Origin of the sequence: Pseudomonas sp. NPDC087612 (genome assembly GCF_044743505.1) — a bacterium.
Lineage (GTDB): Bacteria > Pseudomonadota > Gammaproteobacteria > Pseudomonadales > Pseudomonadaceae > Aquipseudomonas.
On sequence record NZ_JBIUWO010000002.1, the window covers coordinates 85144 to 98663 of the forward strand.

Below are 13520 nucleotides of genomic sequence, written 5' to 3' on the forward strand. Positions count from 1 at the left end.
TCCCGCGGCGGGTCGTTTATTGCCAGTTGGAATAAGAAAGGACTTCATGAAACGTCTGCTGCTAACTGCGGTTCTCGCCGTACTGATGATCGCTGAAGTTCACGCCGAGTCCTTCACCATCTCCGATATTCGTGTCAATGGTCTGCAGCGGGTTTCCGCGGGCAGCGTTTTTGGTGCCTTGCCATTGAACGTCGGCGATGAGGCCGATGACCGGCGCCTGGTGGAATCCACCCGGTCCCTGTTCAAGACCGGTTTCTTCCAGGACATCCAACTGAGCCGGGACGGCAACGTCCTGATCATTACCGTGGTCGAGCGTCCTTCGGTGTCGAGCATCGAGATCGAAGGCAACAAGGCGATCAGCACTGAAGACCTGATGAAGGGTCTGAAGCAGTCCGGTCTGTCCGAAGGCGAGATCTTCCAGCGTGCCACCCTTGAAGGCGTGCGCAACGAACTGCAACGCCAGTACGTTGCCCAGGGCCGCTACTCGGCCGAGGTCGACACCGAAGTGGTGCCGCAGCCGCGCAACCGCGTGGGCCTGAAGATCAAGATCAACGAAGGCACCGTTGCTGCCATCCAGCACATCAACGTGGTCGGCAACACCGTCTTCGCCGATGAAGACCTGATCGGCCTGTTCGAGCTCAAGACCACCAACTGGCTGTCGTTCTTCAAGAACGATGACAAGTACGCCCGCGAAAAACTCTCCGGTGACCTGGAGCGTCTGCGTTCCTACTACCTGGACCGCGGCTACATCAACATGGACATCGCTTCCACCCAGGTGTCGATCACCCCGGACAAGAAGCACGTCTACATCACCGTCAACGTCAACGAAGGCGAGAAGTACACCGTTCGTGACGTCAAGCTTTCCGGCGACCTCAAGGTGCCTGAAGACCAGGTCAAGTCGCTGCTGCTGGTACAGCCTGGCCAGGTATTCTCGCGCAAGGTGATGACCACCACCTCCGAGCTGATCACCCGCCGCCTGGGTAACGAGGGCTACACCTTCGCCAACGTCAACGGCGTGCCGCAGCCGCACGATGAAGACCACACCGTCGACATCATGTTTGTGGTCGACCCGGGCAAGCGTGCCTACGTCAACCGCATCAACTTCCGTGGCAACACCAAGTCCGAGGACGAAGTGCTGCGCCGTGAGATGCGCCAGATGGAAGGCGGCTGGGCGTCGACCTACCTGATCGACCAGTCCAAGACCCGTCTGGAGCGCCTGGGCTTCTTCAAGGAAGTCAACGTCGAGACCCCGGCCGTTCCGGGCACCGACGACCAGGTCGACGTCAACTACAGCGTTGAAGAGCAAGCCTCCGGTTCGATCACCGCCAGCGTCGGTTTCGCCCAGAGCGCAGGTCTGATCCTCGGTGGTTCGATCAGCCAGAACAACTTCCTCGGTACCGGTAACAAGGTTTCCCTGGGCCTGACCCGCAGTGAATACCAGAGCCGTTACAACTTCGGCTATGTCGACCCCTACTGGACTGCCGACGGCGTCAGCCTGGGCTACAACGCCTTCTATCGCACCACCGACTACGATGACCTCGACGTCGACGTGGCCAGCTATGCGGTCGACAGCCTGGGTGCCGGTGTCAGCGTCGGTTACCCGATCAGCGAAACCTCGCGCCTGACCTTCGGCCTGACCGTACAGCAGGACGAGATCAAGACCGGTAAGTACACCGTTGACGAGATCTTCAAGTTCGTTAACGAAGAAGGCGACAAGTACCTGAACTTCAAGGCCTCGGCCGGTTGGTCCGAGTCGACCCTGAACAAGGGCGTACTGGCTACTCGCGGTCACTCGCAAAGCCTGGTGCTGGAAGCCACTACCCCGGGTAGCGACCTGTCGTTCTTCAAGCTGGATTACCGTGGCCAGCTGTTCAAGCCGATCAATAATGACTACACCCTGCGCCTGCACACCGAACTGGGCTATGGTGACGGTTTCGGCGGTACCTCGGGCCTGCCGTTCTACGAGAACTACTACGCCGGTGGTTTCAACTCGGTTCGTGGCTTCAAGGACAGCAGTCTCGGTCCACGCAGTACCCCGAGCCGTGGCGCGGATGTCACCGGTAACCAGGGCACCATCGCCGACCCGGATCAGGACCCGCTGCCATTTGGTGGTAACGTTCTCGTCCAGGGTGGTGTAGAGCTGCTGTTCCCGCTGCCGTTCGTCAAGGACCAACGCTCGCTGCGCACCTCGGTCTTCTGGGATGTGGGTAACGTTTTCGACACCAACTGCGGTTCCAAGCCGGACTGCGAGAAGGTCGGCCTGTCGGGCCTGGCCAGCTCCGTCGGCCTGGGCGTGACCTGGATTACCGCACTCGGTCCGTTGAGCTTCAGCCTGGCAATGCCGGTGAAGAAGCCGGACGAAGCCGATACCCAGGTGTTCCAATTCTCTCTGGGCCAGACCTTCTAAGGTCTGCCCCTTGCTAACGACAACGGATTCTGTAGGAGTGCATCGTGCGTAAGTTGACTCAACTGGCAGTACTGGCTGCGACCCTGATCGCAACCCCGGCTTTCGCCGAAATGAAGGTTGCTGTGCTGAACTATCAAATGGCCCTGCTCGAATCGGACGCGGCGAAGAAGTACGCCGTCGATGCCGAGAAGAAATTCGGCCCGCAGCTGACCAAGCTGAAGAACCTGGAAAGCAGCGCCAAGGGCATTGCCGACCGCATCCGTGCCGGTGGCGACAAGATGGCCCAGCCAGAGCGCGAGCGCCTGGAGCTTGAATACAAGCAAAAGGCCCGTGATTTCCAGTTCCAGTCCAAGGAGCTGAACGAGTCCAAGGCCGTGGCCGACCGCGAAATGCTCAAACAACTGAAGCCCAAGCTGGATGGCGCAGTTGAAGAAGTGATCAAGAAAGGCGGTTTCGACCTGGTTCTCGAGCGTGGCGCGGTCATTGATGTCAAACCTCAGTACGACATCACCCGCCAGGTCATCGAGCGCATGAACCAGTCCCGTTGATCATGACCGTGACCATGAAACTCGGTCAGCTGGCCGAGTTCCTCGGAGCCACCCTGAGTGGCCCCGAGGAGCTGGAAATCACTGGCCTGGCAACCCTTCAGGAAGCTGGGTCTGGGCAGTTGAGCTTCCTCGCCAACCCACAGTACCGCAAGTACCTGGGTGAAACCCAGGCGGCGGCGATCCTGCTCAAGCCGGCCGACGCCGAAGGTTTTGCCGGCAACGCCCTGATCGTTCCCGACCCGTACCTCGCCTACGCGCGCATCTCCCACCTGTTCGATCCAAAGCCCAGGGCTGTAGCGGGAATTCATCCCAGCGCCGTGGTTGCCGCCGATGCCCAGGTCGATGCCAGCGCCAGCATTGGTGCCTGCGCGGTGATCGAGAGCGGTGCGCAGATCGGCCCGGGTGTGACTATCGGTGCCCAGTGCTTCATCGGCGCGCGCTGCGTGATCGGTGAGGGCGGCTGGCTGGCCCCGCGGGTGACCCTGTACCACGACGTGCGTATCGGCAAGCGTGTGGTCATTCAGTCAGGCGCAGTGATCGGCGGCGAAGGCTTCGGCTTTGCCAACGAGAAGGGCGTGTGGCAGAAGATCGCCCAGATCGGCGGCGTGAGCATCGGCGATGATGTCGAGATCGGCGTCAACACTGCGGTCGACCGCGGTGCACTGGCCGACACCCGCATCGGTGACGGGGTCAAGCTCGACAACCAGATCCAGATCGCCCATAACGTGCAGATCGGCGATCATACGGCGATGGCGGCGTGTGTCGGGATTTCCGGCAGCACCAAGATCGGCAAGCATTGCACCATTGCCGGCGGTGTCGGCATGGTTGGACACATCGATGTCTGCGACAACGTTTTCGTATCCGGGATGACCATGGTGACGCGCTCGATTACCGAGCCAGGCGCTTATTCTTCCGGTACGGCGATGCAGCCGCTGGCCGAGTGGCGCAAAAGCGCCGCGCGAATTCGCCAGCTGGATGAGATGTCAAAACGCCTTCAACAACTGGAAAAGCGTCTCGCCGCCGTGACCTCTGGCGATAAAGCTTCATCAGAAGGCTGATACCATTTCCTGATCAAGAGCGAACAGCCCTAGACTGACTCTTTGATTTGCTAAAGGAGCGCCGTGTGAAAACCGGCGCTCCCTATCTTTACTACAGGCTTCCCCCCGAAATGATGGACATCAACGAGATTCGCGAATACCTGCCTCACCGTTACCCGTTCCTGCTGGTGGACCGGGTGGTGGAACTGGACGTCGAGGCCCAGCGCATTCGTGCCTACAAGAATGTCAGCATCAACGAACCTTTCTTCAATGGTCACTTCCCGGCGCACCCGATCATGCCGGGCGTGCTGATCATCGAAGCCATGGCCCAGGCGGCCGGTATCCTCGGCTTCAAGATGCTCGACGTCAAACCTGCGGACGGTACCCTGTACTACTTCGTCGGTTCCGACAAGCTGCGCTTCCGTCAGCCGGTGCTGCCGGGTGACCAGCTGATCCTCGAGGCCAAGTTCATCAGCTGCAAGCGCCAGATCTGGAAGTTCGAGTGCCAGGCGTCGGTTGACGGCAAGCCGGTATGCTCGGCCGAGATCATCTGCGCGGAACGCAAACTATGAGTTTGATTGACCCTCGGGCAATCATCGATCCATCGGCGAAGCTCGCCGACGGTGTCGAGGTAGGCCCTTGGTCGATCATCGGTGCCGGGGTCGAGATCGGCGAGGGGACCGTGATCGGTCCGCACGTGATTCTCAAAGGGCCGACCCGCATCGGTCGGCACAACCGCATCTACCAGTTTTCTTCGGTAGGCGAAGACACCCCTGACCTCAAGTACAAGGGTGAAGCCACGCGCCTGGTGATCGGTGATCACAATGTGATCCGCGAAGGCGTGACCATCCACCGTGGCACCGTGCAGGACCGCTCGGAAACCACCCTGGGTGATCACAACCTGATCATGGCCTATGCCCACATCGGTCACGACAGCGTCATCGGCAACCACTGCATCCTGGTCAACAACACCGCGCTGGCTGGCCATGTGCATGTCGATGACTGGGCGATCCTTTCCGGGTTCACCCTGGTGCATCAGTTCTGCCACATCGGCGCCCACAGCTTTTCCGGCATGGGTACGGCGATCGGCAAGGATGTGCCGGCCTACGTCACCGTGTTCGGCAACCCGGCCGAAGCGCGCAGCATGAACTTTGAGGGCATGCGCCGTCGTGGTTTCAGCGAAGACGCCATTCACGCCCTGCGCCGCGCCTACAAGGTGGTCTACCGCCAGGGCCTGACCGTCGAGCAGGCGATTGCCGAGCTGGCCGAGCCGGCTAGCCAGTTCCCTGAAGTCGACGTGTTCCTCAAGTCGATCCAGAACTCCACCCGCGGCATCACCCGCTGACATGGCCGAGCTTTGTGTAGCGCTGGTGGCAGGTGAGGCCAGCGGCGATATTCTCGGCGCCGGGTTGATGCGCGCGCTCAAGGCGCGTCATCCGCAGGTACGCTTCATTGGCGTGGGTGGGCCGTTGATGCAGGCTGAAGGCCTGACTTCGTACTTCCCCATGGAACGCCTGGCGGTGATGGGCCTGGTCGAGGTGCTAGGGCGCCTGCGCGAGCTGCTCAAGCGCCGCAAGGAGCTGATCCAGACCCTGATCGCCGAGCGCCCGGATGTGTTCATCGGCATCGATGCCCCGGATTTTACCCTCAACATCGAACTGAACCTGCGCAAGGCCGGGATCAAGACCGTGCATTACGTCAGCCCGTCGGTCTGGGCCTGGCGGCAGAAGCGCGTGCTGAAGATTCGCGAAGGTTGCGACCTGATGCTCACGCTGTTTCCGTTCGAAGCCAAATTCTATGAAGAGAAGGGCGTGCCGGTGCGCTTCGTCGGCCACCCGTTGGCCGACAGCATTCCGCTGGACGCCGATCGGGCTGGTGCCCGTGAACAGCTGGGCCTGGCCGACGGGCCGCTGGTTGCCCTGATGCCCGGCAGCCGTGGCGGTGAAGTAGGGCGCCTGGGGGCGCTGTTCCTTGATACCGCCCAGCGTTTGCGCGAGCTGGTGCCGGGGGTACGTTTTATATCCCCGTGTGCCAATGCCGAGCGCCGTGCCCAGCTTGAGCAGATGCTCCAGGGCCGCGACCTGCCGGTGACCCTGCTCGACGGTCGCTCGCACCAGGCCCTGGCCGCCTGCGACGCGGTGCTGATCGCCTCCGGCACCGCCACCCTCGAAGCGCTGCTGTTCAAGCGGCCGATGGTGGTTGCCTACCGCTTGGCGCCGCTGACCTACTGGATTTTGAAACGCCTGGTAAAAAGCCCCTACGTGTCGCTGCCCAACCTGCTGGCCCAGCGCATGCTGGTGCCCGAGTTGCTGCAGGAAGCTGCCACTGCTGAGGCCCTGGCCCAGACCCTGGCGCCACTGGTGCACGGCGGTGTGCAGCAGACCGAAGGCTTTGACCAGATTCACCGTACCCTGCGCCGCGATGCCTCGAACCAGGCAGCTGACGCGGTGCTGGCCCTGCTGGAAAACCGATAGATGCAAATGGGATTGGACTTCAACCTGGTCGAGGACCTGGTCGCCGGTGTCGACGAAGTGGGCCGTGGCCCGCTGTGCGGCGCAGTGGTGACGGCGGCGGTGATTCTCGACCCGCAGCGGCCGATTCTGGGGCTCAACGACTCGAAGAAGCTCACCGAAGCCAAGCGTGAAAAGCTTTTTGACGAAATTTGTGAGAAGGCCCTGAGCTTCTGCATCGCCCGCGCCGAGGTCGAGGAAATCGACCAGCTCAACATCCTTCACGCCACCATGCTGGCCATGCAGCGTGCCGTCGAAGGCCTGAGCATCACCCCGAAACTGGCGCTGATCGATGGTAATCGCTGCCCGCAGCTGTCGGTACCGGCGGCGCCGGTGGTCAAGGGCGATAGCCAGGTGCCGGCGATTGCCGCGGCATCGATCCTGGCCAAGGTCACCCGTGACCGCGAGATGGCGGCGTTCGAGCTGATCTACCCCGGCTACGGCATTGGCGGGCACAAGGGCTACCCGACGCCGGTGCACCTCGAAGCCCTGGCGCGCCTGGGGCCGACGCCGATTCACCGGCGCTCGTTCGCACCGGTACGCGCCGCCTACGAAGCCCGCGACGCCATCAGCAGCGGATTTGCCGAGGTCTGACCGGGCGCGGCAGGCGTCAGTAGTCAGGATCGCCCCGCACTGGCTGTTGTTTTGATCAAGGCCCGGTACAATCCGGGCCTTGTTGTTTTGTGCTGCTATAGGATCATCATGTCGGCTTCTTTCGTTCATCTTCGCCTGCACACCGAATACTCGCTGGTCGATGGCCTGGTGCGGATCAAGCCGCTGGCCAAGGCATTGGCGGCGATGAACATGCCGGCGGTCGCGGTTACCGACCAGAGCAACATGTGCTCGCTGGTCAAGTTCTACAAGAACGCCATGGGCGCCGGGATCAAGCCGATCTGCGGCGCCGACCTGTGGCTGGCCAATAGCGACCCGGATGCGCCGCTGTCGCGCATCTGCCTGCTGGCCATGGATGCCAAGGGCTACCGCAACCTCACCGAGTTGATTTCCCGTGGCTGGGTCGATGGTCAGCGCAATGGCCTGGTGATCATTGAGCGCCAGTGGATCGCCGAAGCCAGCGAGGGCGTGATCGCCCTGTCCGCGGCCAAGGAAGGCGACATCGGCATGGCCTTGCTCAATGGCAACCCGGACGAAGCCGAAGCCTTGCTGCGCGACTGGATGCAGATGTTCCCGGAGCGCTTCTACGTCGAAGTGCAGCGCACCAACCGCGCCGGTGACGAAGAATACCTGCACGCCGCCGTGGCCCTGGCCGACAAGCTGGACGCGCCGCTGGTAGCCACCAACGATGTGCGCTTTATCAAGCAGTCCGACTACGACGCCCACGAAACCCGCGTGTGCATCGGTGAAGGCCGGGCGCTGGATGACCCGCGCCGCTCGCGCAACTACAGCGACCAGCAATACCTGAAAAGCCCGGAAGAAATGGCCGAGCTGTTCAGCGACCTGCCCGAAGCGATTGCCAACACCGTCGAGATCGCCAAGCGCTGCAACATCCAGGTGCAGTTGGGCAAGCACTTCCTGCCGGACTTTCCGACGCCCAACGGCATGGGTATCGACGACTACCTGCGTCACGTTTCCCACGAGGGCCTGGAAGAGCGTCTGGCGGTGTTGTGGCCGAAAGAGACCACGCCGAATTACCAAGAGAAGCGCCAGGTCTATCTGGACCGGCTGAAGTTCGAGCTGGATATCATCATCCAGATGGGCTTCCCCGGTTACTTCCTGATCGTTATGGACTTCATCAAGTGGGCCAAGAACAACGGCGTGCCGGTTGGCCCGGGCCGGGGTTCGGGTGCCGGTTCGCTGGTAGCCTACGTACTGAAGATTACCGACCTCGACCCGCTGGCCTATGACCTGCTGTTCGAACGTTTCCTCAACCCGGAACGGGTATCGATGCCCGACTTCGACGTCGACTTCTGCATGGATGGCCGCGACCGGGTAATCGAATACGTGGCTGACGCCTACGGGCGCAATGCCGTGAGCCAGATCATCACCTTCGGCACCATGGCGGCCAAGGCGGTGGTGCGCGACGTGGCGCGGGTCCAGGGCAAGTCCTACGGCCTGGCTGACCGCCTGTCGAAGATGATCCCCTTCGAAGTCGGCATGACCCTGGAAAAAGCCTACGAGCAGGAAGAGATCCTGCGCGATTTCCTCAAGAGCGATGAAGACGCCAAGGAAATCTGGGACATGGCCCTCAAGCTCGAGGGCGTCTGCCGGGGTACCGGTAAACACGCCGGTGGCGTGGTTATCGCGCCGACCAAGCTTACCGATTTCTCGCCGATTGCCTGTGATGAAGAGGGCGGCGGCCTGGTCACCCAGTTCGACAAGGATGACGTCGAGGCCGCAGGCCTGGTGAAGTTCGACTTCCTCGGCCTGCGTACCCTGACGATCATCAAGTGGGCGATGGAAACCATCAACCGCGAACAGGCCAAGAAAGGCCTGGATGACCTGAACATCGACTTCATCCCGCTGGATGACAAGAAGACCTACGACCTGCTGCAAAAGGCCGAAACCACGGCGGTGTTCCAGCTTGAATCGCGGGGCATGAAGGAGCTGATCAAGAAGCTCAAGCCCGACTGCCTGGAAGACCTCATCGCACTGGTGGCGCTGTTCCGTCCCGGCCCGCTGCAATCGGGCATGGTTGACGACTTCATCAACCGCAAGCACGGTCGCGCGGAACTTGCCTACCCGCACTCCGATTACCAGTACGAAGGCCTGAAACCCGTTCTGGCACCGACCTACGGCATCATCCTGTACCAGGAACAGGTGATGCAGATTGCCCAGGTCATGGCCGGTTACACCCTCGGTGGTGCGGACATGCTGCGCCGGGCCATGGGTAAGAAAAAGCCCGAGGAAATGGCCAAGCAGCGCGGCGGTTTCATTGAAGGTTGCGCCAGCAACAACATTGATCCGGACCTCGCCGGCAACATCTTCGACCTGGTAGAGAAATTCGCCGGCTACGGCTTCAACAAATCCCACTCCGCCGCCTACGGCCTGGTCTCGTACCAGACTGCCTGGCTCAAGACCCACTACCCGGCGCCGTTCATGGCCGCGGTGCTGTCGGCGGATATGCACAACACCGACAAGGTCGTGACCTTGATCGAGGAAGTGCGCAGCATGAAGCTGCGCCTCGATGCGCCGGACGTGAACACCTCCGACTTCAAGTTCACGGTCAACGACGATGGCCGCATCGTCTATGGCCTGGGGGCGATCAAGGGCGTGGGCGAGGGGCCGGTCGAGGCCATCGTCGAAGCCCGCGCCGGCGGCCCGTTCAAGGACCTGTTCGACTTCTGCGAGCGGGTCGACCTCAAGCGCATCAACAAGCGCACCCTCGATGCCTTGATCCGCAGTGGCGCGCTGGACCGCCTGGGCCCGTACTTCCATGACGAGCTCAAGGCCTACCAGGCCAACATCGACCGCAACCGTGCAGTGCTGCTGGCGGCGATGGAAGAGGCGATCAAGGCGGCCGAGCAGACCGCGCGCACCGCCGACAGTGGCCACGCCGACCTGTTCGGCGGGCTGTTTGTCGAAGAGGATGCCGACGTTTATGCCAACCACCGCAAGGCCCGCGAGCTGACCCTCAAGGAGCGCCTGCGTGGTGAAAAAGACACCCTGGGCCTGTACCTGACCGGTCACCCGATCGACGAGTACGAAGGCGAGATCCGCCGTTTTGCCCGCCAGCGCATCATTGACCTCAAGCCTGCGCGCGACACCCAGACCGTCGCCGGGATGATCATTGCCCTGCGTGTGATGAAGAACAAGAAGGGCGACAAGATGGGCTTTGTCACCCTCGACGACCGCTCCGGGCGCATCGAGGCCTCGCTGTTTGCCGATGCCTTCATGGCCAACCAGGCGCTGCTGCAGACCGATGCTATGGTGGTGGTTGAAGGCGAGGTCAGCAACGATGACTTCTCCGGCGGCCTGCGCCTGCGGGTCAAGCGCGTGATGAGCATGGAAGATGCCCGCACCAACCTGGCCGAAAGCCTGCGCCTTAAAGTGCACGCCGATGCCCTCAAGGGCGACCGGCTGAACTGGCTGGGCGAGCTGTTCAAGCGCCATCGCGGCGCCTGCCCGATCACCATGGAATACACCGGCAGCGATGCCAAGGCCATGCTGCAGTTCGGCGAAAGCTGGCGCATCGACCCGGCCGATGGCTTGATTCAGGCCCTGCGTGACCAGTTCGGACGTGAGAACGTCTTTTTGCAATATCGATGAATTTTTAATCTCGACCTGAATGCGCCTGATCCCTTAAGGTAGGGCGCCAAACGGATCAACCGGCCGGCCGCCTGGCCGTAGACCCAAGACGGATGCCTATGAACCCGAATTTTCTGGATTTCGAACAGCCGATTGCTGACCTGCAAGCCAAGATCGAAGAGCTGCGCCTGGTTGGCAATGACAACTCGCTGAACATCGGCGATGAGATCGCCCGTCTGCAAGACAAGAGCAGCACCCTGACCGAAAGCATTTTCGGCAACCTGACCAGCTGGCAGATCGCCCGCCTGGCCCGTCACCCGCGCCGTCCGTACACCCTGGACTACATCGAGCACATCTTCACCGAGTTCGACGAGCTGCACGGTGACCGTCACTTCTCCGACGACGCCGCGATTGTCGGTGGTATCGCCCGCCTGGACGACAAGCCGGTGATGGTCATCGGTCATCAGAAAGGCCGCGAAGTGCGCGAAAAGGTTCGCCGCAACTTCGGCATGCCGCGTCCTGAAGGCTACCGCAAGGCTTGCCGCCTGATGGAAATGGCCGAGCGTTTCAAGATGCCGATCCTGACCTTCATCGACACCCCGGGCGCTTACCCTGGCATCGACGCCGAAGAGCGCAACCAGAGCGAAGCCATTGCCTGGAACCTGCGGGTCATGGCCCGCCTGAAAACCCCGATCATCGCCACCGTAATCGGTGAAGGTGGTTCCGGCGGTGCACTGGCCATCGGTGTCTGCGACCAGCTGAACATGCTGCAGTATTCGACCTACTCGGTGATCTCGCCGGAAGGTTGCGCCTCGATCCTGTGGAAGACCGCCGAAAAGGCCTCCGACGCAGCCGAAGCCATGGGCATCACCGCCGAGCGCCTGAAAGGCCTGGGCATCGTCGACAAGGTTATCGCCGAGCCCCTGGGCGGCGCGCACCGTGATCCGGCAAAAATGTCCGCCACCGTTCGCGGCGAGCTGATCGAGCAACTGGACATGCTCAAGAAGTTCGACAACGACGCGCTGCTCAAGCGCCGCTATGACCGTCTGATGAGCTACGGGCTCTGATCTGACAATCGCGGGTCAAGCCCGCTCCCACAGGGCTCCAGGCAAACTGTGGGAGCGGGCTTGACCCGCGATCGAGCGCAAAGCGCTCGCAACCGGGTCGACGCTGATGATTGATCTTCACACCAAGCTGTCCCCCTGGCTCACCGCCCCCTCCTGGTGCATCGCCCTCTCCGGCGGCCTGGATTCCAGTGTCCTCCTGCACCTGCTGGCAAGCCTGTCCCGCCAGCAGCCAATACCGCCCATCCGCGCGATTCACATCCACCACGGCCTGCAGGCTGCGGCCGACGCCTGGCCGGCGCATTGTCAGCGCCTGTGCGACGCCCTGGGCGTTGAACTGCAGATCATTCGCGTCAAGGTCGCCCCTGGTGCCAGCATTGAGCAGGGCGCCCGTGACGCGCGTTACGCCGCCTTTACCGCTGCCTTGCATCCTGGCGAAATCCTGTTGACCGGCCAGCACCGCGAAGACCAGGCCGAAACCTTGCTGTTTCGCCTGTTGCGCGGCGCCGGCCTGCGCGGCCTGGGCGCCATGCCCGGGCAGCGGCCGCTAGGGCAGGGCATGTTGCTGCGGCCGTTGCTGGGTGTTTCGCGTAACGACCTGCAGGCGTACGCCAAGGCTCAGCAGTTGAGCTGGATCGAAGACCCGTCCAACACCGATACGCAATTCTCGCGCAACTACCTGCGCCACCAGGTGTTCCCGGCACTGCTGCAGCGCTGGCCGCAGGCCGCGCAAAACCTCGCGCGCAGCGCCGAGCACTTGAGCGAAGCCCAGGGCCTGCTCGATGAACTGGCGCAGGACCACCTAGCCCGGGCCGCGACCCCGGCAGCGTTCGACTGGCTTGGCCTGGACTCGCTCGACCTCGAGGTGCTGCGCGAGTTATCCCCGGCGCGCCAGCGCAACGCCCTGCAATATTGGCTGGCGCCGCGCACGCGCTTGCCCGACAGCCGCCACTGGGCAGGCTGGGAGGCCCTGCGCGATGCGGCATCCGACGGACGGCCACTGTGGCAACTGACCGACGGCCAATTGCACCGCGCCGCTGGCCGTATCTGGTGGCTGGCCGGTGACTGGTTGATGCCTGCAGGTGGCCGGCAGGTCTGGGCTGACCCGCACAAAGCACTGACCTTGAGCCACAACGGCAGTGTCAGCCTCAGCGGCACGTTGCCGCAGGGCCCCTTGCACATTGCCTACCGCCAGGGCGGCGAAACCCTGGCAATTGCCGGCCGCGGCCAGCGCGACTTGAAGCGCCTGCTCAACGAGGCGCAACTGCCGTCATTCGCCCGTTCGCGCCTGCCGTTGCTGTATTGCGCCGGGCAATTGCTGGCGGTCGCTAACCTGCCGGGGCTGAGCCAGGGCGACTGGCAATTGCATTGGCATGCGCCGACGAGCGAGCAAGGTTTGAGATGAAAGGCACATTCGGGTAGACTACGCTCCCTTCTTGATACAGCTTCTGTGGCTTCCCCGAAATCACAGCAGTTGCCGATTACCAAGCAGTTTTTTGCTGGGCGATTCTAAAAATGTTTAGCGAGCTCCTAACCGGGTATCCAACCCCCGGTGTGACCAGACGCGGCAGTTTTTTAAGATGCACTGTGATTGACGCAGGTGATCGGGGGCTTCGGCCTTCCTTCGCTTTCCCCGGCGGCACTGACCGCTTTAACGCAGACTTCTAGGGTTTTTCATGACGCGCTACATATTCGTCACGGGCGGTGTTGTTTCTTCATTGGGGAAAGGCATTGCCTCGGCTTCATTGGCG

11 protein-coding genes (1 of these 11 running past the window's edge) are annotated in these 13520 nt (G+C 62.0%); all 11 read left to right on the forward strand.

Translation table 11 applies throughout. From position 1 onward, the window contains the following. The first annotated feature begins 46 nt into the window (after positions 1 to 46). Entirely contained in the window at positions 47 to 2407 is a 2361-nt protein-coding gene (gene bamA, locus ACIOVF_RS03925; RefSeq protein ID WP_045193621.1) for an outer membrane protein assembly factor BamA, read from the forward strand. A gap of 44 nt (positions 2408 to 2451) precedes the next feature. Then, complete coding sequence (locus ACIOVF_RS03930) at positions 2452 to 2955, forward strand: OmpH family outer membrane protein (protein WP_038996736.1); 504 nt, start codon at positions 2452 to 2454, stop codon at positions 2953 to 2955. 2 nt (positions 2956 to 2957) lie between these two features. After that, positions 2958 to 4013 (forward strand): UDP-3-O-(3-hydroxymyristoyl)glucosamine N-acyltransferase, encoded by a 1056-nt coding sequence (lpxD, locus tag ACIOVF_RS03935; RefSeq protein WP_401287702.1) that lies wholly within the window; start codon positions 2958 to 2960, stop codon positions 4011 to 4013. A 110-nt stretch (positions 4014 to 4123) separates the two neighbouring features. Further along, on the forward strand, positions 4124 to 4564 hold the full coding sequence (gene fabZ / locus ACIOVF_RS03940; protein WP_010224833.1) for a 3-hydroxyacyl-ACP dehydratase FabZ: 441 nt from the start codon (positions 4124 to 4126) through the stop codon (positions 4562 to 4564). Continuing rightward, positions 4561 to 5337, forward strand: a complete 777-nt coding sequence (gene lpxA / locus ACIOVF_RS03945; protein ID WP_401287705.1) for an acyl-ACP--UDP-N-acetylglucosamine O-acyltransferase — start codon at positions 4561 to 4563, stop codon at positions 5335 to 5337. Before fabZ ends, lpxA begins: the two co-directional genes overlap by 4 nt. Before the next feature lies 1 nt (position 5338). Next, entirely contained in the window at positions 5339 to 6466 is a 1128-nt protein-coding gene (gene lpxB / locus ACIOVF_RS03950; protein WP_093386671.1) for a lipid-A-disaccharide synthase, read from the forward strand. Continuing rightward, the gene (gene rnhB, locus ACIOVF_RS03955) at positions 6467 to 7096 is read left to right on the forward strand and encodes a ribonuclease HII (RefSeq protein WP_401287708.1); all 630 of its coding nucleotides are present in this window, start codon (positions 6467 to 6469) and stop codon (positions 7094 to 7096) included. A 108-nt stretch (positions 7097 to 7204) separates the two neighbouring features. Beyond that, positions 7205 to 10726: a DNA polymerase III subunit alpha gene (gene dnaE, locus ACIOVF_RS03960; RefSeq protein WP_045193616.1), complete on the forward strand. Its 3522-nt coding sequence runs from the start codon at positions 7205 to 7207 to the stop codon at positions 10724 to 10726. A gap of 98 nt (positions 10727 to 10824) precedes the next feature. Next, a complete protein-coding gene (locus ACIOVF_RS03965; RefSeq protein ID WP_045193615.1) occupies positions 10825 to 11772 on the forward strand; it encodes an acetyl-CoA carboxylase carboxyltransferase subunit alpha in 948 nt (315 codons plus the stop codon). 106 nt (positions 11773 to 11878) lie between these two features. Further along, positions 11879 to 13174 carry a tRNA lysidine(34) synthetase TilS gene (gene tilS, locus ACIOVF_RS03970; protein ID WP_401287713.1) on the forward strand — a complete coding sequence of 432 codons (1296 nt, stop codon included), beginning with the start codon at positions 11879 to 11881 and terminating at the stop codon, positions 13172 to 13174. A 271-nt stretch (positions 13175 to 13445) separates the two neighbouring features. Then, positions 13446 to 13520 carry the beginning of a CTP synthase gene (locus tag ACIOVF_RS03975; protein ID WP_401287716.1) on the forward strand. The gene runs 1509 nt beyond the window's last position, so the window shows 75 of its 1584 coding nt (coding positions 1–75); the start codon lies at positions 13446 to 13448; its stop codon lies off the right edge, out of view.

Excerpts from the sequence above, each read along its gene's own strand:
- lpxA (WP_401287705.1), top strand. The coding sequence starts at position 4,561 with ATGAGTTTGATTGACCCTCGGGCAATCATCGATCCATCGGCGAAGCTC.
- dnaE (WP_045193616.1), top strand. The coding sequence starts at position 7,205 with ATGTCGGCTTCTTTCGTTCATCTTCGCCTGCACACCGAATACTCGCTG.
- lpxB (WP_093386671.1), top strand. The coding sequence starts at position 5,339 with ATGGCCGAGCTTTGTGTAGCGCTGGTGGCAGGTGAGGCCAGCGGCGAT.
- rnhB (WP_401287708.1), top strand. The coding sequence starts at position 6,467 with ATGCAAATGGGATTGGACTTCAACCTGGTCGAGGACCTGGTCGCCGGT.
- fabZ (WP_010224833.1), top strand. The coding sequence starts at position 4,124 with ATGATGGACATCAACGAGATTCGCGAATACCTGCCTCACCGTTACCCG.
- ACIOVF_RS03965 (WP_045193615.1), top strand. The coding sequence starts at position 10,825 with ATGAACCCGAATTTTCTGGATTTCGAACAGCCGATTGCTGACCTGCAA.
- tilS (WP_401287713.1), top strand. The coding sequence starts at position 11,879 with ATGATTGATCTTCACACCAAGCTGTCCCCCTGGCTCACCGCCCCCTCC.
- lpxD (WP_401287702.1), top strand. The coding sequence starts at position 2,958 with ATGACCGTGACCATGAAACTCGGTCAGCTGGCCGAGTTCCTCGGAGCC.
- bamA (WP_045193621.1), top strand. The coding sequence starts at position 47 with ATGAAACGTCTGCTGCTAACTGCGGTTCTCGCCGTACTGATGATCGCT.